The organism is Rhizobium sp. TRM96647, from assembly GCF_025780115.1.
Classification (GTDB): Bacteria; Pseudomonadota; Alphaproteobacteria; order Rhizobiales; family Rhizobiaceae; genus Mycoplana.
Map to the genome: position 1 here is coordinate 208,831 of NZ_JAOXHF010000005.1, position 18,118 is coordinate 226,948.

Genomic DNA, 18,118 nt, shown 5'->3' on the forward strand with positions numbered 1-18,118 from the left:
AATGGGCGCGTTCTTTCATGCCGACATGATCGCGATCATCCTTGCGGGTGCCGTCGCGACCTTCCTGACGCGCATCGGCGGATACTGGCTGGTGATGCGGATGAAGACGATCCCGCCGCGGTTGGAGGCGGCGCTGAACGCCGTGCCGGCGGCGGTGCTGACGACGCTCGTGGCGCCCGCCTTCTTCACCGGCGGCCCAGACGTGCAGGTGGCGATGGCCGCGGCCCTGATCGCAAGCCTCAGGTTCTCCGTGCTGCCGATGCTGGCGATCGGCTGGTGCGCGGTAATGCTGATGCGCTACGCCCTCGGCGTTTGAAGAAGACCTTCCGGAAGAGAGCGAATTTCCGCGCGCGCAGGTATCCGGCGGGCGGATGCTGCGCTCTTGACATGAGAACCACCGATCACGGAACAGCCCGTTTGCAGAACGAAGGCATCGCACCGGCGCCCCGTGCTGGAATATATTATTAAATTAAATCCATAAAATCTATCGATATTGATGCCATCGTTTTCCTGGCATAGCCTTTCTCCCACAAACCGACAGGAGAGGGCATATCATGCTGGACAGACGGGCATTTCTCGCAACCACCGCCGCCATGGGGCTCTCGGCGGCGTTCGGACGCGGCGCGGCGGCGCAAGACGCTCCCGCCGCAACGACGAAGCTGGTCGTTGCCGACCAGAGCGAACTCGTGCGCAATCTTCTCGAGGCGAGCGGAGAGGGAGGCAAGCTGGAGTTCCAGTTCGAGCTGCCGAACTTTGCCGGCGGGCCGGCGATCTACGAGGCGATCCGGGCGGAGGCGCTCGACATCGCCTATGTCGGCGACACGCCGCCGATCCAGGCACGCGCTGCCGGCACGCTCCTGCCGATCGTCGCCACCTTCACCCGCGAAGTGGCGCAGTACCGGCTGACCAGCCGGCCGGGGCTGGTGATCAACAAGCTCTCGGAGCTGAAAGGCAGGAGAGTCAGCTACATCGAGGGCTCGGGACGGCAGGTGTTCCTGATCGAGGCGCTCAACCGCGCCGGGCTGAAACTCGAGGATGTGCAACTGGTCAAGCTGCGGATCGCAGACCTGCCGGATGCAATCCGTTCGGGCGCCATCGACGTGGCGGTGCTGCAGGAGCCGCACGTGACGCGGCTGGTCAACCAGGTCGGCGCCAGCCCGGTGCTCGACCCGGAGGAGCGAAGACTGCTGCCGAGCACGAGCTACTTCTACGCCCGCCCGGCGGTGCTCGCCGATCCGGACAAGGCGGCAGCGGTCCGCCAGTTCATCGGCGCCTTCGTCCGCGCCGGTCGCTGGAGCAACGACAACGAGGATGCGTGGGCGAAGCACTACTACACGGATTTCCAGCGTATCGCCCCGGACGACACGGCGGCGATCCTCGCCGGCCAGTCGCCGCTGGTGTTCCAGACGTCGGTGGAGGCGATCCCACATCACCAGAAGCTGATCGACATCCTCTACCAGTCCGGTTCCCTGAAGGAGCGCTTCGATGCCGCAGGCTCCTTCGTGGACACCTTCGACGACGTGATTGCCGGCGCCCGCGCCTGAGCGCGCTGCTGCAAACGACAGGAGACGACATGACCGACGTGACTTCGGGGGGCAATTTCTACGCGGCGGGACGGGCAGGCGAGCGATCGCCTGCCGCGTCTCGCGGCGGGGCTCGCGCGGTCCGGCTGACGCCGGAGCGTCTGCCGCCGGGGCTTCGCCTGCTGGGGCCGGTTCTGGTCGTTCTGGCATGGGAGGCCGCCTCGCGGCTCGGGCTGCTGTCGCCGGCGACGCTGACGGCACCATCGACCGCACTCGTCACCGGCTACCAGATGTTTTCCGACGGCAGCCTGCTGCCGCATCTTCTGGCCTCGGCCGGCCGCGCCTATTCCGGGCTCTTCCTCGGCGTGCTCGCCGGTGTGGTTCTGGCGCTGCTCTCGGGGTTGACGCGGACCGGTGAGGCGCTGATCGACGGGCTGGTGCAGATCAAGCGGGCGGTGCCGACCTTGGCGCTGATCCCGCTCGTGATCATCTGGCTCGGCATCGGCGAGGCGATGAAGGTGTTCCTGATCTTCACCGCCGTGCTCGTGCCGGTCTACATCAACACCCATGCGGCGCTGCGTGGCATCGACATCGGCCATATCGAGCTGGCGCGGACGCTGGGGCTCACGCGCGGCGAGTTCATCCGCCACGTGGCGCTGCCCGGTGCGCTTCCCGGCTTCTTCGTGTCGCTGCGGCTCGCCGTGGCGCTCTGCTGGACGGCGCTGGTGGTGCTCGAACTGATCAACACCCAGACGGGCATCGGATACCTGATGAACCGGGCGCGCGACTGGGGCCAGACCGACATCATCGTCGTCGGCATCATCATCTACGCGGTGCTCGGGCTCGTTTCGGACGCGGTCGTTCGCGCCGCCGAAGCAAGAGTGCTGTCCTACCGGAGGTCGCTCGGCTCATGACCTTCCACCGTCCCATCACCCCCTCGGTCGTCCTGCGCGATCTGTCGCGCAGCTTCAGGGGCAAGACCGTGCTCGACCGGGTGTCGCTGGAGATCCCGCGCGGCCAGTTCGTGGCGCTGCTCGGCGAGAGCGGTTCCGGCAAGACGACGCTGCTTCGCGCGCTTGCCGGTCTCGACGACGATGCCGAGACGGCCGGCCATTTCCAGGTCGCCGGCAGTTCCTCGGTGCTGTTCCAGGATTCGCGCCTGCTGCCGTGGATGAGCGTGATCGGCAACGTCACGCTCGGCCTGCGACGCCCGGACGGGCGGGCGGCGGCGCTGGAAATGCTGGAGGCCGTGGGCCTTGGCGACAAGGCGGACGTCTGGCCGTCGACGCTCTCTGGCGGCCAGAAACAGCGGGCTTCGCTGGCACGCTCGCTGCTGCGCGAACCGGACGTACTGCTCGCCGACGAGCCCTTCGGCGCGCTCGACGCGCTGACGCGGCTGCGCATGCAGGCGCTGCTCCTGCGCCTCGTCGAACGGCAGCGACCGACCGTCATCCTCGTCACCCACGACGTGGAGGAAGCGCTCCTTCTGTCCGATCGCATCCTCGTCCTGAAGGACGGGCGGATCGCCGAGGACCATCCCGTCCGCATGCCGCAGCCGCGGCGCGTCGACCATCCCGATTTCGCCGGGCTCCGACAGACGCTGCTGTCGAGCCTCGGCGTCGAAGCCGAAACCGTCTGAAAGGCAGGACCATGACCCGCAAGCTGCACCTGAACCTGTTCCTCATGCCGCGCGGCCATCACGAGGCGGCGTGGCGGCATCCGGCCTCGGCCAAGAAGGCCCTGACCGATGTCGATCTCTATGCGAAGGCCGCGCAGATCGCCGAGGCGGCAAAATTCGATGCGGTATTCCTCGCCGATGCGCTGGTCGCGCCCAATAATGGCGGGCTGGTGGCGACGGGGGCGCTGGAGCCGTTGACGCTGCTCTCGGCACTCGCGATGCGTACCGAGAAGATCGGGCTGATCGGCACCGCTTCCACCACCTACAGCCAGCCCTATACGCTGGCACGGCAGTTCGCCTCGCTCGACAATATCTCGAACGGTCGAGCCGGCTGGAACATCGTTACCTCCTGGGCGCCGCAGGCCGGCCTGAACTACGGTCTTGCGGCGGACGTCGAGCATGGCGAGCGCTACCGGATCGCCGAGGAGTTCGTGGAGGCGGTGGACGCGCTCTGGCGCAGCTATCCGGCGCATGCGGTGCTCGACGATCGCGACGGCGGGCGCTACCTCGATCCGTCGCTGGTCCAACCCGTCGACTACGAGGGGCGGCACTACCGCACCCGCGGCCCGCTCAACGTTCCGGCCGGGCCGCAGGGGCGGCCGGTCTACGTGCAGGCAGGGCAGTCCGACACCGGACGCGCCTTTGCCGCGCGCTGGGCCGAGGCGATCTTCACCGCGCACCTGACCAAGGATTCGGCGCGGACTTTCTACGCCGACGTGAAGGGCAGGGCGGCCGCCTTCGGGCGCCGGCCGGACGATATCGTCATCCTGCCCGGCCTCAGTGCTGCGATCGGTTCGACGACGCGCGAAGCTGAACAGGTCTGGGAAGAGCTCGATGCGCTGACCAGCACCGAGATCGGACTGTCGCGGCTGTCGGCCCGCTTCGGCGGCCACGATTTCAGCGGCGTGCCGCTCGACCGCCCGCTGAAGCGTGGCGACTTCCCGGCTCCGGAGCGGGTGGAGGCCTCGAAGAGCCGCGCCATCGGCTATGTCGAGACTTCGCTCAACGAAGGGCTGACGCTGCGCCAGTTGCTGCGGCGGCTTGCCGGCGCACGCGGGCACTTTACCGCGACGGGGACGCCGGAAGCAGTGGCCGACATCATCGAGGACTGGCTGGTCTCGGGGGCTGCCGACGGCTTCAACGTGATGCCGCCGATCCTCTACAGCCAGTTCGAGCTGTTTGCCGCCGAAGTTGTGCCGATCCTGCGCAGGCGCGGCCTGTTCCGCGAGGACTACGAAGGTACGACGCTGCGGGAGCATTTCGGCCTGGGAACCGTCCGCGAGGACGTGCCGCTGGCGCATTCGGCCTGAGCGGGCAGGGGCGGGGGATGGCCGTTCGCCGTCTCGCGCATCGGCCGAAGGAATGCCCCTCACCCTGACCCTCTCCCCGCAAGCAGGGAGAGGGGACGGAGACGTCGTGCCTCCATTCCCTCATTCTCTTCCCTTCTCGTCACTCCGCTCGCCATGAAGGGGACGGAGACATCGCGGTCTGCGTACTTCTCCCCGCTTGCGGGGAGAAGGTGCCGGCAGGCGGATGAGAGGCAGCCGCACAATTCAGCCGCATGATTCAGGATCGGCGGCCTTTCACAAACCCTGCAGGCGCCCGCTGTCCCGTCAGCCCTCGCGGCCGAGCGGTGCCGTCGCGGCTTCCAGCCATCCCCGCACGTCGGCATCCTCGATCAGCGGCATCAGCTTTTCGCGCGTATGCTCGTGATAGGCGTCGATCCAGTCCGCTTCCTCGCGCGTCAGCAGGTCGGTGACGATCAGGCGCTTGTCGAGCGGGCAGAAGGTCAGCGTCTCGAAGGCGAGCATGTCGATGTCGCCGCCCTCGATTGGAGCTGCGGCCAGGACATGGATCAGGTTCTCGATGCGGATGCCGAAGCTGCCGGCGCGGTAGTAGCCGGGCTCGTTGGAGAGGATCATGCCGGGGAGCAGTTCCTGCGTGGCGAGCCGGGAGATCCGCTGCGGCCCCTCATGCACGGAGAGATAGGAGCCGACGCCGTGGCCGGTGCCGTGGGCATAGTCGGCACCGGCCTTCCACAGCGCCGTGCGGGCGAGCGGGTCGAGGTCGCAGCCGCGGCTCCCCTTCGGAAAACGGGCCGTGCTGATCGCGATCATGCCCTTCAGCACCAGCGTGAAGAAGCGCTTCTGTTCATGGGGTACGTCACCGATCGCAACCGTGCGGGTGATGTCCGTCGTGCCGTTGATGTACTGCGCGCCGGAATCGATCAGAAAGAGCGTGCCGTCCTCGAGCGTCGCGTCGGTCTGCGTGGTCACGCGATAATGGATGATGGCGCCGTGGGCGCCGGCGCCGCTGATCGTGTCGAAGGAGATGTCCTTCAGCGGGTTCTGCATGCGCTGGCCGACGGCGGCGCGGCAGGACTCGAGCTTCTTCGTCACCGCGATTTCCGTGAGCGTCCCCGGTTCGGACGCGTCGAGCCAGGCGAGGAACTCGACCATGGCGGCGCCGTCCTGCAGGTGCGCCTTGGCGGAGCCCGCCAGTTCGACCGCGTTCTTGCAGGCGCGGGGCAGGCGGGCCGGGTCGGCGGCCTCGACGACCATACCACCGGCTGCGCGGATCGCTTCGGCGAGGGCGAAGGGTGCCTGGTCGGGGTCGAGCATGATGCCCTTGCCCTCGCGCGACAGGGCGGCGATGCGGGCCGGAAACGCGGACGGCGGGGAGAAGTCGGCAAGCTGGGTCAGGTAGGCCTCTTCCTCGATGCCGGTCTTGCGCTTGTCGACGAAGATCTCGGCCTTGCCTCCCGCATGCAGGATCGCGCGCACCAGCGGGTGAGGGGTGTGGGGGACATCGCTGCCGCGAATGTTGAACAGCCAGGCGGCGGTCGAGGGATCGGTGACGGCGAGCGCGTCGGCGCCGGCCTCAGCGACCTTCGCGGCCATCTCGGCGATCTTGTCCTTGGCGAGCATGCCGGCGAACTCGATCGGCTGGATCTTCACCCGGCCGAGCGGTTCGGCGGGACGATCGGCCCAGAGCCGATCGAGCGGATTGTGGTCGAGCAGGACCAGACTGCCGCCGACCTTTTCCAGCGCCTTTCCGAGCTTGCGCACCTCGCCGCCGGTGTGCAGCCAGGGGTCGATACCGAGGCGGAACCCCTTCGAGGCATGCTTTGGGATCCACAGGTGCGGCGGCTCGCCGACGAGGTCGCCGCCCTTGAAGACGCTGCCGTCCACCTGTTCGGCGAGCTGTGTGACATAGCGGCCGTCGACGAAGACGACGGCCTCGCCGCGGGCGACGAGGGCAATGCCGGCCGAGCCGGTGAAACCGGTGAGCCAGGCCAGCCGCTCGGCGTTCTTCGGCACATACTCGCCCTGGAATTCGTCGGCGCGCGGCACGAGGAAGCCGTCGATGCCGAGGCCATCGAAGGCGGCGCGCAGCGCTTCCACGCGTTCGCGGCCGAATTGCGGGGTGGAGGTGACGTCGAAACTCTGGAACATGGCTGTGCTACCGAACGGATTTGAATACGAAGAAGGACACTAAAGCATGTCTTTCGAAAGTGGTAACCGGTTTCCGGACGATCACACGGGAAAAAGCGGGGCATGCCGGCCAGACGGCCGCCGAAGATGTGTTACACCGCCTGACGGGCGTGCCGTCCATCGATGGCGGCGATGGAAAGGCGGAAGCAAAGGTCCTCAATGTCGATACGTGGCAGGATACTCGCCTCATTTTTCATGCTGCCGATGCTCGCTGCCCCGGCGCCGGCGCAAGAGAGCCCCTATCCCGGCCGGCCGGGACTGGCCTTCCCGGAAGGAACGCCCGTGGAAACCGCGCGTTGCAACGATCTCCACAAGACCATTGAGAATTTCCGGCCTCCAAGCGGCCAGCGCATCGATCTGTGGGCTTCCGGCCCGCTGACGATCGTGGAGACGGATGAGGTGCTCTGGTATCTCGGCATCTGCCCGGTGCCGGGCATCCGCGTCTTGTGCGTGACCTACTCGGACAACGGCATGCAGGTCGGCGATATCGTGACCGTGCGCGGCGCCATGAGAATTCAGGACGACAGCCATATTCTGCTCGACCCCTGCCTCGCTTCGCGCGACTGATCCGATCGCGTCGGGAGTGTTGCGAGGGTGTGCGGTGTCGGTATTAATCCATGCGGTATACGCATGGCTCCCATGCCAAGATTTCGCTGTCGTTATTTTTTGTTTCGGTTATAAAGCGCGCATCGAAGCGAACGCGATATGCGGTCGAAGCGAAAGAGAAACGAAAGATTCCGCCGCAAGGCGATCCTGCTAGGTGCTCCGGTCCAATACCTGTCCGGTCACTCCTCCTCCCTCCTCCGGGCGGGTGTTCGGAGCACGTAGAGTCCGCTTGAGCTCTCCTCCTCCCAAGCTCGCGGACAGGTCGGGAAACCGGCCCATAGGCGGTGCCTCTGGCACCGCCTTTCTCTTTTTTGAAGGCCTTTTTCGGTCATGCCTCCCGGTCGCATCCCTGCGCGGCCGGGAGGTTTTTTTTTGGCGCATGCGCGTCAGGGCCGGTCGAGATGGATCGTCACCCAGCCGTTGCGCCAGATGGTGCGGACGTGGCGCAGGCCGGCGCCGGAATAGGCGGCGATCACCTTCCAGCGCTGGTTGGCGAGAATGCCGGACAGGACCACGTGTCCGCCGGGGGCAAGATGTGCGGCAAGCTGCGGCGCCATCCGCATTAGCGGGCGGGCGAGGATGTTGGCGATGATCAGGTCGAAGGGGCCGTGCCGGCGGAAGGCGGTGTGGTGGAAGCCGGTCGCCGTCTCGAGCGTCATGCCGGCGGCGATCCCGTTCTTGCGCACGTTCTCGCGCGCCACCTTCGTGGCGACCGGGTCGATGTCGGTGGCCAGCACCGGGATCGGCGCCAGCTTGCGGGCGGCGATGGCCAGCACGCCGCTGCCGGTGCCGAGGTCGAGGGCGGAGCGGATCCGGCCCCTGCGCATGACGTGCTCGATCACCTCGAGGCAGCCGGCGGTGGTGCCGTGGTGGCCAGTGCCGAAGGCCTGCCCGGCATCGATCTCGATCGCGATCTCCCCGGAGCGGGCGGTGCCCCGGTCATGCGATCCGTGCACGACGAAGCGGCCGGCGCGGACCGGCTGCAGGCCTTCCAGCGATCTGGCGATCCAGTCGACGTCGGGAATGTCCTCGCGCTCGATCGTCGCTTTGGGGAAGGCGGGCGCCAGCAATGCGGCGAAGCGCTCGCGCATCTCCTCTTCCTCGTCGGCCATCAGGTACAGCGATGCTTCCCAGATGTCGCGCTTTTCGTCTATCTCCATGGTGGCGATAGCGTAGCCTTCGTCCTCGAAGGCGTCGGACATCAGCGCCAGGATCGCCTCGGCGTTCTTCTCGGTCGTGGTGGTGAAAAGGCGGATCTCGCTCACGGTCTCGGTGTTCCTGCTTGCCGGCCGGACGGCATGCCCTGGCCATTTACACGGTCGGCTGCGACACGGGCCGCTGCCGATCCGACCCGCGGCGCAGTAGCATGTCTGCGGGCTGGCGCAAAGCGCATCAATACGCGACGGGCAGCCAGGGCGGCTCCGGCGTGTCCATGCCGGCAATGCTGCGCACCAGCGCCCGCTCGGCGAAGCGGAGATGCGCCATCAGCGGCAGGATGCGGTCGCGCAGGGCGAGCGATGCCGGCCGGTCCATCGTCGCCATCGCCGTCAGCATGCGGGTCTGGCGCAGCACGCCGCGGACTGCCGGCAGGCGAAGGTCCGAATAATCGGCCTCGCGTCCCTCCGAGACGAGCCAGGCAAGCCAGCAGGCGTCCTCGATGCCGAGGTTCATGCCGCGGGCGCCGATCGGCGAATGGATATGGGCGGCGTCGCCCGCCAGAAAGACGCGGCCGGCCGACATCGTCTCGACATGGCGGAAACTGACGGTGAACTGCGAGCGCCAGGCGCATTCGCCGTTCGGGCGCGGATGGACGATCCGGTCCTCGAAATCGGCCATGGTGGAGATGTAGCGCAGCACGTTGGCGCGGACCGGGATGCAGGCGAGGACGCCGGGATTGAAGAATTCCACCCGCCCGTGGCGGACGTCTACCGGCGCGTCATAGGCGTAGTCGGCAAGGAAGAAGTCGTTGTCCAGCGCGTCGCCCGGAAAGGTGAAGCCGCAGGCCTTGCGGACGGTGGAATGGGCGCCGTCGGCGCCGACGAGCATGGTCGGCCTGACCGTTTCGCCGCTGTCGTCGTTGCGCACGAGCGTAACCTCCGGCGCATCCGGGGTGCCGTCGATCCTGTTGACCCGCGTGTGCCATTCGGGCTCGACCTCCAGCGCCCGCAGCCGTTCCAGCAGCAGGCGCTCGGTGGCGCCCTGCGGCAGGATGCTGAGCGCCGGGCCGGGTCCGCGAAACCGCGCCGTGCTGACCGTGAGAAGCGGGGCGCCGAGGGAGGAAAGCTTGAGCCCCTCGATCGGCAGCGCCTGTGCGGCGATGTCGGCGGCGACGCCCGAAGGGCCGAGCAGCATCAGGGTTCGGGCGTTGACGCCGAGCGCGCGGCTCTCGTTTTCGGCGACGGGGCCATCGGTCTCGGCGACGATGCGCGGCTTGATGCCGCGGCGCGCCAGTTCGAGGGCCAGCGTCAGCCCCACCGGTCCCGCGCCGGCGATGAGGATCGAGCAGTCGGCGCGTGAAACCATGGGCGGAGGTCCCTATCCCTTGATGAGGTTCTCCAGCTTTTGTACGGCAACATCGGGGTTCTCGCCATAGGCTATGGTGCCCCGGAAGCGACCGTCCTTGTCGAGCAGGAAGACGGAGGCGGTGTGGTCCATCGTGTATTCGCCGTCCGGCTGGCTCTCGTCGACCGGCACCTTGCGGGCATAGACGCGGAAGCCCTTGACCATGTCCATGACCTTGTCGGCCGGGCCGGAAATGCCGGTCACGCGCTTGGAAACGTTGGAAACATAGGTGCCGAGGATCTCCGGCGTGTCGCGCTCGGGATCGACCGTGACGAAATAGGCCTGCATCTTCGAGCCGTCCGGGTCGGTCTTGGCGAGCCAGCCGTCGAGCTCGAACAGCGTCGTCGGGCAGACCTCGGGGCAATGGGTGAAGCCGAAGAAGAGCGCGGTCGGCTTGCCGGTGAACGCCTTCTCGGTGACGGGGCTGCCGTCCTGCGAAACGAGGGTGAAGGGAACGCCGAAGGGGCCCTCGGCCAACTGGTCTCCGGTGCGCGTCATCTCCAGCGTCAGCCAGCCGAGCAGGCCGGCAAGGAGGGCAATGGCGATCCAGAGGATGGTGCGTACGGTCTTCATGAGGCAATCCGTCATCGGCAGGTCGGCCGCGGCGCGGCCGGTTCAGACCGTGTCATAGTCGGTCCCGCCGCAGGGGGCAAATGCACGTTTTGCCGCAAGCGGGCGCGCCGGACGGCGATCCTGCCGGTCCGGTTGCGTCAGAAGCACCAGGACAGGCCGGATTCCGCCATGGAAAGCAGGATCGACGAGCCGTGCTCCAGCCAGCCGGCAAAGGCGAGCGCGGAGAGCGCGGCGAGCAGGGCCGCCCCGGAGGCGATCAGGACGGCGGCGCGGACGGTGTGGCGGGCAGTGGTCATGAGCGCATGTTAGCGCAGATGGGCGCCGACCGGAATGGGGCAGGGCATCGGTGCCGGCCGCCGGCGCGGAGCCATGCGCTCCCGGGCCGGCCGCAAGGCTGTGCAACGCCCCGAAACCGGACGTTTGCCGGAGATTCTTAGCGTTTGCTTAATCTATCTCTGCAAGGCTTGCCGCAGCGTATGGGCCGTCCTGGCCTCTCGGGCATGAGGTCCGCCGGCCGTTCAGGCCTTGCGCAGATGCGATCCCTCGGCCGAATCTGGGAAGTCCGATCCATGTCCAACGCCATCAAGCAATCCGGCGCCTATCTCGAAATCGTCTCCTTCCACCTCGGAGACCAGGAATTCTGCATCGACATCATGGCGATCCGCGAAATCCGCGGCTGGGCGCCGGTGACGCCGATGCCGCATACGCCGCCCTACGTCCTCGGCCTGATCAACCTGCGCGGTGCGGTGATCCCGGTCATCGACATGGCCTGCCGCCTCGGCATGAAGATGACTGAGCCGTCCGAGCGTTCGGCGATCATCGTCACCGACATCGCTGGCAAGCTCGTCGGCCTGCTGGTGGAGCAGGTCTCCGACATGATGACCATCAAGAGCGAAGACCTGCAGGCGGCGCCGGAAATCATCCCGGAAGCCCAGCGCGCCTTCTGCCGCGGTATCGTCGCGCTGGAAAAGACGATGGTCTGCTTCCTCAACCTCGACACCGTGATCGCCGACGAACTGGCGCAGGCCGCCTGATCGACGAGGACCGGCCGGTCGCATGACGAAACCCCGGGACGCGCGTCGCCGGGGTTTTCGCACGCGCGCTACGCGCCTGCCTTTTCGTTCGGCCCCTTGATTCTTCGCAACGCGATGCAACATGCTTGTCCGTATAGCTTGGGGTTGCGCGACATGCGTTAGCCCCGGACATGCGCCATGGAATCGGAGTGCCCATCATGAAGTGCCTGCTGCTCATCGACCTCCAGTCCGGGTTCTGCCCGGGTGGCAACCTGGCCGTCCCCGAGGGCGACGACGTGATCCCGGTCGCCAACCGGCTGATGGCGAAGGGCGGCTACGACCTGATCGTCGCCTCGCAGGACTGGCATCCCGCCGACCACGGCAGCTTCGCCTCCAGCCATCCCGGGCGGAGCCCGTTCGAGATGGGAGAACTGAAGGGCAAGCCGCAGATGCTCTGGCCGGACCATTGCGTCGAGCACACCGAGGATGCGGCGCTTCATCCCGCCCTCGACGTGACGCGGATCGACTACATCCAGAAGAAGGGCATGGATCGCGAGGTCGACAGCTATTCCGCCTTTCGCGACAACGACAGGACGGCCCATACCGGGCTTGCCGACTACCTGCGCCAGCGCGGGGTGACGCAGATCGACATCGGCGGGCTTGCGACGGATTACTGCGTTCAGGCTTCGGCGATCGACGCAGTCGAGATGTTGCCCGGCGTGCGCGTCCGCTTCGTCGAGGACCTGAGCCGCGGCATTGCACCGGAGACGGTCGCGGCGGCGGAAAAGGCGATGGCTGCGACAGGGGTTGCGACGGTGACGGAAGCCGAGATCCTGCGCGAGGCCCGCGAGGCGTGACCGGAGGCTGAACCGCAGGTTGGAACAAAGCGGGGCGAGCGGCATTTCCCTTTCCGAAGGCGCAGAAAAGCGCTGCAGGGAGATCACCATGAAACCGCTTGCAACTCTTTCGTCCATCCTGCTTGCCGGCGCGATTGCCGCTCCCGCATTTGCGGCCACGACCATCGACGGCATGAACGTTCCGGTACCGACCCCGCGTCCCGCCCTCGAGATGGCGCAGGCGTCCGGCGAGCCGATGATCCGGCCGGACGCTTCCGGCCAGGCTCAGGATGGTCAGGCCATGGACATGATGAGCACCGGCGCGATCGCGCCGAGCGTCTCCGGTGTCGAGGACTTCAAGGCGGTCGATGTCGCCAGGATCGCGGTGATGCGCGTCGACGAGGTCGCCGACGCGGACACCCGCGAGCAGTATCGCCTGCTGTCGGACAGCCATGCCGCCGACATGCGCAAGCTTCAGTCCGACATCAGGGCCAATTCGGACCTCGTCGCAGCGCTCGAGGCGCAGCAGGTCGATGTCGATCAGGTCATTTCCGTCCAGCAGAACGGCGACGGCAGCGTGACGTTCATCGTCCTGTAGGCCGGCCGGGAAAACAGCTACGGAGGAGGAGGCCGCAATGGGTCCGGAGCAATCCGGCCTATTGCGGCTTTCCGTTCGTCCAGGTGACGTTCTCGCCGAAGAGCGGAACGGTGGAGATCGACATCTTGGCGGAGCCTTCCGTCAGTTCCCGCGAATGGGCCAAGTAGATGAGCGTGTCGTTCTTGCGGTCGTAGATGCGGGTGACCACCAGCTTCTTCCAGATCAGCGACAGGCCGGCCTTGAACACTTCCTCGCCGTCCTTCGACAGGTCGATCTCGCCGATCGTGATCGGGCCGGTCTGCTGGCAGGCGATGGCGTTGTTGGAGGGATCCTCGAACCAGTTGCCCTTCTGCAGCCGGTCCAGCACGCCCCGGTCGAAATAGGTGATGTGGCAGGTCACGCCGGAAACTTCGGGATCGCCGACCGCATCGATCTTGATGTCGTTGCCCATCCAGTCCACTCCGACTTCGCCGACCGTGTCGGCGAGCGAACCGGTGGCAAGGAGGGCAAGGCCTGCAGCCAGGGCGAGGCGAAGGCGGGAAGCGGTCATCGGGCGGTCTCCATGGGGGCTGGAAGCGTCGGGCATCGAAACGGAATCGATTCGGGAATCGATTCAAGGCGATATGCGGAATGTCTCATGTCCTGCTGCGGCATTCTCCATCTCACTTAGGTGCCGCGCGGCACTTTGCAATGTCGACCGGTCTCAGGGCGCTTTCGCAGCGGCGATCGTCGCGCGGACGCTTTCGGGATCGGTCAGGGTCAGTTCGTATTCCCGGTCCTTCTCCGTGCCGCCCATGCCGACGTGGGGATTGCGGAAGCGCATGCCGCTCGGCACCGTCTTCAGCGCGGCGAAGTGCATCTCCTTCAGCCCCGCGCCGTCGCGCACCGCCTTGATGTTGCCGGCATCGAGCGCACCACAGCCCATGATGACGATGCGCTCGCCGGCCTGCGCCACCGTCCGCCTCAGGATGTCGATCCCCTCGGCTGCGGTGTCGCGCTGGCCGGAGGTCAGCACCCGGTCGACGCCGCAGCGGACCAGAGCCTCGAGCGCCTCGCCGGCGTCCTCAGTCATGTCGAAGGCGCGGTGGCAGGTGACCGACATCGGCCGCGCGGCGGCCACGAGTTCCTTCGTCCGCGCCTCGTCGATCCGGCCGTCCGGGGTGAGGCAGCCGATGACGACGCCGGCCACGCCCTCGGTGCGGAGGGCCGAAATGTCCTCGCGCATGGTCTCGAACTCGGCCTGCGAATAGAGGAAATCGCCGCCGCGGGGGCGGATGATGACATGGACCGGGATACGGGCCGCCTTCACGGCTGCGCGGATCGTCGCAAGGCTCGGCGTCAGGCCGCCTTCCATCAGGCTGGCGCAGAGCTCCACCCGGTCGGCGCCGGCTGCCTGCGCCGCCAGAAAGCCGTCGATGCCTTCGACGCAGAGTTCGATGAGCGGTGCCGCCATGGTCTTTCCTTCCTGTGATTCCGGGTGACGTTAGGGCGGCGGCAGGCCGGGAGCAATGGGGCAGGCTGGCTTTGCCTTCGCCGGCAGGTGCGCTATGGATTTGCGCGCACGAGAGGGAGGGATGCCGAAGTGGACGGATTGACCGCGTTGTCAGCAACCGAGCTTTCGGCGGAGATCCATGGCCGCAAGGTCTCCTGCCGTTCGGTGATGGAGGCGTATCTGGCGCGGATTGGGGCGATCAACCCGCTCCTCAACGCGATCGTCAGCCTCAGGGACGAGGGCGAACTGATTGCCGAGGCCGAGGCTGCCGACCGGGCGCTCGCGGCGGGAGGTTCGCGCGGATGGCTGCACGGCATGCCCTTCGCGGTCAAGGATCTCTCGGAGGCCCGCGGAATCCGCTGCACCTACGGCTCGCGGATCTATCGCGACTTCATCCCGGACCACGACGACATCCATGTGGAGCGCATTCGTGCTGCCGGCGCCATCGTCATCGGCAAGACCAACGCGCCGGAGATGGGGCTCGGCTCGCACACCTACAACGACGTCTTCGGCGTGACGCGCAATCCATACGACCTGGCGAAGAGCGCCGGCGGCTCGTCCGGCGGTGCGGCGGCGGCGCTGGCGGCCCGGCTCGTCCCCGTCGCCGACGGCAGCGACATGATGGGATCGCTGCGCAATCCGGCAGCCTTCAACAACGTCATCGGTTTCCGCCCGAGCTTCGGCCGCGTGCCCTCGCTCGGCAACGAACTTTATCTCGGCCAGCATGCGGTGAATGGGCCGATGGGGCGCTCGGTCGCAGACGTCGCCGCGCTGCTTGCGACCCAGGCGGGTCATGACGCCCGCGATCCGCTGTCGCTGCCGACGGAAGATCTTGCGCCGGGCAGGGCCCGCGACTTCTCCGGGGCGAGGATCGGCTGGTTCGGCGACCATGGCGGCCACCTGCCGTTCGAGCCCGGGGTGCTGGAGGTCTGCCGTTCGGCGCTCGAGGTCCTGGCCGCGCTCGGCGCCGCCGTTGCCGAGGTGCCGGCGGGCTTCGACATGGACCGCCTCTGGTGGGGGTGGAAAACCTACCGCCACTTCCTCGTCGCATCCGCGCAGGCGGCCGATCATGCCGATCCCGATCGGCGGGCGATGATGAAGCCGGAAATGATCTGGGAGATCGAGAACGGGCTCGCGCTGTCGGCCGGCGAGATCGCCGCTGCCTCTGCGATCCGCAGCGACTGGTACCGCTACGTGCTGGCGCTGTTCGAGCGCTACGACTTTCTGGCGCTGCCGTCGGCGCAGGTCTTTCCGTTCGACGTGGAGACGCACTGGCCACGGTCGATTGCGGGCAGGGCGATGGACACCTACCATCGCTGGATGGAGGTGGTGATCGGGCCAACCATGGCCGGGCTGCCCGTCGCCGCCATGCCGGCCGGCTTCGGCCCGGAAGGCTTGCCTGCCGGCATCCAGATCATCGGGCCGCCGCGTGCCGACAGGGCGGTGCTGCAGATCGCTGCCGCCTACGAGGCGCTGGCCGACTGGACCGGACGGGCACCCGACATCGGCTGATCCTTGCGGACGCGACACCGGGCTTTGTGATTTGTCCGTCGTGCCGCGCGGACGTATCCTTGCCGTTTCGCGGTCGCGCGCCGGCCGCCGGGCACCGGGAGGGACCCATGGGACGCAGATACATCGACTGCCGGGAATTTCCGAGCGACATGAAGTGCACGATCGCCATCTCCGCCGACAGCGAGGAGGAGCTGATCGACGCCGCCGTGCTGCATGCGGTGTACAATCATGGAGAGCACGATACGCCGGCCTTCCGCGCCGAGATCCGCAAGGCGATCCATGACGGCATGCCGCCGATGAAGGTGGCCTGAGGCACTGTTGTCGGGTGGGTCCGACTCGTCCACCTGCCGAGTGGGGGGAAGGCGAAGGGCCTCCCCCGCGTGCGGAGATGATCGCCGTCTCGTCCGCCGCGTGCCGATGAGCCGTCCCGCCTGCTCCCTTTCGTTAGCAGATAAAGCAATTCGCCATCGCGAAGCTGCCCGGATTTCGCGCGCCCGCAGAATATTTTCGGCAGCGTTCCTCCTTGCGGAGGTTGTTGAAAATGCTGGACGATTCCGGCCCCTGCACAGGCATCCCAGCCGTGCCGCCGGCGTTTTCTGAAACGCCGTAAAGGATTTGCTTACCATAGTTTGACAGCATTTCGGTCATTGTTTCGACCAGCGTGCATGGCACGGGGCGCCGAGAAAGACGGCGCTGCGACGCCATCGGGCCGGTCCCGGCGACAATCCGTTCGATTGGCGCCGGATCGAGTAACCAGTAATTTGGGTAACGGGTATCATGGCGTCATCTGTCGTTGCGTGCGGTGAAATTCCTTCCCGTTCCCGGGGCGGCTCCTTCTTCAAGACCACGCGCGGCATGCTCTTCGGCGCACTCGCCGCCTGCCTTTCGGTCGCCGCCGGCGCCTGGGTCTCGGGCGCGCTCGCCACGGTCCAGGCGACGGCTTCTCCGGCGGCGGCTGCCAAGCAGGGGCGGCTGCAGGCCTCCCTCGATATGCCGACGCTGGCGCAGAAGGTGCCGGTCGAGCGCAATATCCGCATCAAGAAGTTTTCCCGGTTGTCGAAGACCCCGGCCGACCAGCTCTGGCCCGCCGGCCTCACGGTCGCGGTCATCAAGGACCATTATGACCGGCGCGCCGTCCTTGCTGCGGCGAAGATCGAGCGCGAGACGGCAAGGAAGGCGCAGGCCTATGCACTGGCCGCGTCCTCGCGGGCCGAGGCCAGCACAATGACCGGGACCGTGGCTGCGGCAAACGTCGCCGTGCAGCCGACGCTGGTCTCGGCGCTGGTCGATCCGGGCGCGGCGCGTCCCTCGCTCGACAAGCCCTTCAACCTGGTGCTGCCCGAGGAGGCGGCCGAACTCGGCCTGCCGGACACGATCCCGCTGCCGGAGGCCCGGCCGAAGCGGCTGGCGAAGGTCGATGACGCGGAGACCGATCGCAAGGCCGCAAAGCCCGCCGCCGCCCGCGAGCTTGCCTATGCCAGCCCCTCCCAGCTGAAGGACGACGACGAGGTGCGCGAGAAGCGGCCCGGCCTGTTCGGCAGCTTCGGCCGGAAGGCGAGGGGGCGCACGGCCTACTACGACATCTCAGCCGGGATCGTGCATCTGCCGAACGGCGAACGGCTCGAGGCCCATTCGGGCATCGGCAAGATGCGCGACAACCCGCGATACGCGCATATGAAGATGCGCGGCCCGACGCCGCCCGGCACCTTCAAGCTGACCATGCGGGAGAAGCGATTCCACGGCGTGGAGGCCCTGCGCATGACGTCGGTCGACGGTCGGCACCCGCTCGGCCGGACAGGGCTCCTGACGCATTCCTACCTGCTCGGCCCGAACGGCAATTCGCATGGCTGCGTGGCGTTCAAGAACTATCCGCGCTTCCTCGCCGCCTTCAAGCGGGGGGAGATCGACACGCTGGTGGTCGTGCCCAGCATCGGCAGTTCGAAGCTGGCCTCGCTGTTCGGCAGACGGATCTGAGGTTGCCCGAGCCGTTCGCGGTTCGGTGAAACACGCTTCGGCGCCCGCAAGGCGGCCCGCTCTCCGCGCAGGCAAAGACCACCGCCGGCCGGGACATTGCCGGGCCGGCGGACCTTTCTGGCTCGTTGCGTTCTCCCGGCGACGCTCACGCGTTGAAAGCGCCCGCATGTGCAGCGTCGCGCACGGACCTGCCCGCACAGGTGCCGTGCCCGCATGCGATCCCGTATCCGGACGGGCTTCGCCCGCGCCCGGACGAT

General features: G+C 67.1%; 20 protein-coding genes. 12 read left to right on the forward strand and 8 right to left on the reverse strand.

Translation table 11 applies throughout. The annotated features are described in order from the left end of the window. Position 1: 1 nt before the first annotated feature. The 5 genes from OCK02_RS11530 to OCK02_RS11550 all read left to right on the forward strand — a co-directional run bounded on the left by OCK02_RS11530 (position 2) and on the right by OCK02_RS11550 (position 4,511). Positions 2–316, forward strand: coding sequence for an AzlD family protein (locus tag OCK02_RS11530; protein WP_230804789.1), 315 nt, complete (start codon positions 2–4; stop codon positions 314–316). Between the two features lie 238 nt (positions 317–554). Then, positions 555–1,544 (forward strand): ABC transporter substrate-binding protein, encoded by a 990-nt coding sequence (locus tag OCK02_RS11535; RefSeq protein WP_263813187.1) that lies wholly within the window; start codon positions 555–557, stop codon positions 1,542–1,544. Between the two features lie 29 nt (positions 1,545–1,573). After that, positions 1,574–2,437, forward strand: coding sequence for an ABC transporter permease (locus tag OCK02_RS11540; RefSeq protein ID WP_263813188.1), 864 nt, complete (start codon positions 1,574–1,576; stop codon positions 2,435–2,437). Continuing rightward, complete coding sequence (locus tag OCK02_RS11545; protein WP_230804795.1) at positions 2,434–3,162, forward strand: ABC transporter ATP-binding protein; 729 nt, start codon at positions 2,434–2,436, stop codon at positions 3,160–3,162. Before OCK02_RS11540 ends, OCK02_RS11545 begins: the two co-directional genes overlap by 4 nt. Before the next feature lie 11 nt (positions 3,163–3,173). Next, complete coding sequence (locus tag OCK02_RS11550) at positions 3,174–4,511, forward strand: NtaA/DmoA family FMN-dependent monooxygenase (RefSeq protein ID WP_263813189.1); 1,338 nt, start codon at positions 3,174–3,176, stop codon at positions 4,509–4,511. Between the two features lie 303 nt (positions 4,512–4,814). Here OCK02_RS11550 and OCK02_RS11555 read toward each other — a convergent pair whose 3' ends face one another. Continuing rightward, positions 4,815–6,656: an aminopeptidase P family protein gene (locus tag OCK02_RS11555; protein WP_263813190.1), complete on the reverse strand. Its 1,842-nt coding sequence runs from the start codon at positions 6,654–6,656 to the stop codon at positions 4,815–4,817. 162 nt (positions 6,657–6,818) lie between these two features. Between OCK02_RS11555 and OCK02_RS11560 the strand changes: the two genes are divergently transcribed. After that, positions 6,819–7,262 carry a hypothetical protein gene (locus tag OCK02_RS11560; protein ID WP_263813191.1) on the forward strand — a complete coding sequence of 148 codons (444 nt, stop codon included), beginning with the start codon at positions 6,819–6,821 and terminating at the stop codon, positions 7,260–7,262. A 425-nt stretch (positions 7,263–7,687) separates the two neighbouring features. Here the strand turns inward: OCK02_RS11560 and OCK02_RS11565 are convergent, their stop codons facing one another. From OCK02_RS11565 to OCK02_RS11580, 4 genes are all read right to left on the reverse strand, one after another. After that, positions 7,688–8,566, reverse strand: a complete 879-nt coding sequence (locus OCK02_RS11565) for a 50S ribosomal protein L11 methyltransferase (RefSeq protein WP_263813192.1) — start codon at positions 8,564–8,566, stop codon at positions 7,688–7,690. Positions 8,567–8,693: 127 nt separating this feature from the next. Further along, entirely contained in the window at positions 8,694–9,824 is a 1,131-nt protein-coding gene (locus tag OCK02_RS11570; protein WP_230804807.1) for an FAD-dependent oxidoreductase, read from the reverse strand. Positions 9,825–9,836: 12 nt separating this feature from the next. Next, positions 9,837–10,436: an SCO family protein gene (locus tag OCK02_RS11575; RefSeq protein ID WP_230804809.1), complete on the reverse strand. Its 600-nt coding sequence runs from the start codon at positions 10,434–10,436 to the stop codon at positions 9,837–9,839. A gap of 137 nt (positions 10,437–10,573) precedes the next feature. Beyond that, positions 10,574–10,732 (reverse strand): hypothetical protein, encoded by a 159-nt coding sequence (locus OCK02_RS11580; protein WP_263813193.1) that lies wholly within the window; start codon positions 10,730–10,732, stop codon positions 10,574–10,576. 273 nt (positions 10,733–11,005) lie between these two features. On the opposite strand from OCK02_RS11580, the gene OCK02_RS11585 reads away from it, so the two are divergent. From OCK02_RS11585 to OCK02_RS11595, 3 genes are all read left to right on the forward strand, one after another. Further along, complete coding sequence (locus OCK02_RS11585) at positions 11,006–11,470, forward strand: chemotaxis protein CheW (RefSeq protein ID WP_230804813.1); 465 nt, start codon at positions 11,006–11,008, stop codon at positions 11,468–11,470. Between the two features lie 197 nt (positions 11,471–11,667). Continuing rightward, on the forward strand, positions 11,668–12,306 hold the full coding sequence (gene pncA / locus OCK02_RS11590) for a bifunctional nicotinamidase/pyrazinamidase (protein WP_263813194.1): 639 nt from the start codon (positions 11,668–11,670) through the stop codon (positions 12,304–12,306). Positions 12,307–12,394: 88 nt separating this feature from the next. Continuing rightward, positions 12,395–12,883, forward strand: a complete 489-nt coding sequence (locus OCK02_RS11595) for a hypothetical protein (RefSeq protein WP_263813195.1) — start codon at positions 12,395–12,397, stop codon at positions 12,881–12,883. A gap of 58 nt (positions 12,884–12,941) precedes the next feature. Here the strand turns inward: OCK02_RS11595 and OCK02_RS11600 are convergent, their stop codons facing one another. Together OCK02_RS11600 and OCK02_RS11605 are read right to left on the reverse strand one after the other, a co-directional pair. Next, positions 12,942–13,433: a CreA family protein gene (locus OCK02_RS11600; RefSeq protein WP_263813196.1), complete on the reverse strand. Its 492-nt coding sequence runs from the start codon at positions 13,431–13,433 to the stop codon at positions 12,942–12,944. Positions 13,434–13,586: 153 nt separating this feature from the next. Continuing rightward, positions 13,587–14,336: a copper homeostasis protein CutC gene (locus OCK02_RS11605; RefSeq protein ID WP_263813197.1), complete on the reverse strand. Its 750-nt coding sequence runs from the start codon at positions 14,334–14,336 to the stop codon at positions 13,587–13,589. Positions 14,337–14,465: 129 nt separating this feature from the next. Between OCK02_RS11605 and OCK02_RS11610 the strand changes: the two genes are divergently transcribed. Continuing rightward, positions 14,466–15,887 (forward strand): amidase, encoded by a 1,422-nt coding sequence (locus tag OCK02_RS11610; RefSeq protein ID WP_263813198.1) that lies wholly within the window; start codon positions 14,466–14,468, stop codon positions 15,885–15,887. Positions 15,888–15,994: 107 nt separating this feature from the next. Beyond that, on the forward strand, positions 15,995–16,198 hold the full coding sequence (locus tag OCK02_RS11615; protein ID WP_230804824.1) for a DUF1059 domain-containing protein: 204 nt from the start codon (positions 15,995–15,997) through the stop codon (positions 16,196–16,198). 133 nt (positions 16,199–16,331) lie between these two features. Here the strand turns inward: OCK02_RS11615 and OCK02_RS11620 are convergent, their stop codons facing one another. Then, positions 16,332–16,535 carry a hypothetical protein gene (locus OCK02_RS11620; RefSeq protein ID WP_263813199.1) on the reverse strand — a complete coding sequence of 68 codons (204 nt, stop codon included), beginning with the start codon at positions 16,533–16,535 and terminating at the stop codon, positions 16,332–16,334. Positions 16,536–16,742: 207 nt separating this feature from the next. On the opposite strand from OCK02_RS11620, the gene OCK02_RS11625 reads away from it, so the two are divergent. Further along, entirely contained in the window at positions 16,743–17,861 is a 1,119-nt protein-coding gene (locus OCK02_RS11625; protein ID WP_263813200.1) for a DUF2778 domain-containing protein, read from the forward strand. Positions 17,862–18,118 lie beyond the last annotated feature (257 nt).